The sequence below is a fragment of the Streptomyces sp. 4N509B genome (assembly GCF_052245655.1).
GTDB lineage: Bacteria > Actinomycetota > Actinomycetes > Streptomycetales > Streptomycetaceae > Streptomyces.
Window position 1 is genome coordinate 1 of record NZ_JBQQBZ010000106.1, and the last position, 591, is coordinate 591.

Sequence of the window (591 nt, forward strand, 5' to 3'; positions counted from 1 at the left end):
GCGGTCACGTCGCGGCGGTCCTCGGGCATGGGTCCGCGCAGTCGATCGCGGCGGATCGGGCGTTCAAGGATCTCGGGTTCGATTCGCTGACGGCGGTGGAGCTGCGGAACCGGTTGAACGCGGAGACGGGTCTGCGGCTGCCGGCGGGTGTGGTGTTCGACTATCCGACCCCGGCCGCGTTGGGCGCGTTCGTCCTGGGCCAGGTCTGGACCGACCACGACGACCAGTCCGGTGACGTCACGGTGGCTGGCGGCCGTCCGGCGGTGTCGGGTTCGGTTGTGGCGGTGGACGAGCCGATCGCGATCGTCGGGATGGCGTGTCGGTTCCCGGGTGGGGTGTCCTCGCCGGAGGATCTGTGGCGGCTGGTCGAGGAGGGTGTGGACGCCATTGGTGGTTTCCCGACCGATCGTGGTTGGGACCTGGACAACCTCTACGACCCCGACCCTGGCGCGCATGGGAAGAGTTATGCCCGTGAGGGTGGCTTCCTCTATGACGCGGCGGACTTCGATCCGCAGCTGTTCGGGATCAGCCCACGCGAAGCCCTCGCGATGGACCCCCAGCAACGCCTCCTCCTCGAAAGCGCCTGGGAAG

1 protein-coding gene is annotated in these 591 nt (G+C 68.5%); it reads left to right on the forward strand.

Features of this window, described 5'->3' with window-relative positions; translation table 11 throughout:
- The coding region (locus ACTWP5_RS32125) for a beta-ketoacyl synthase N-terminal-like domain-containing protein (RefSeq protein WP_443224715.1) at positions 1 to 591 on the forward strand (591 nt) is incomplete at both ends.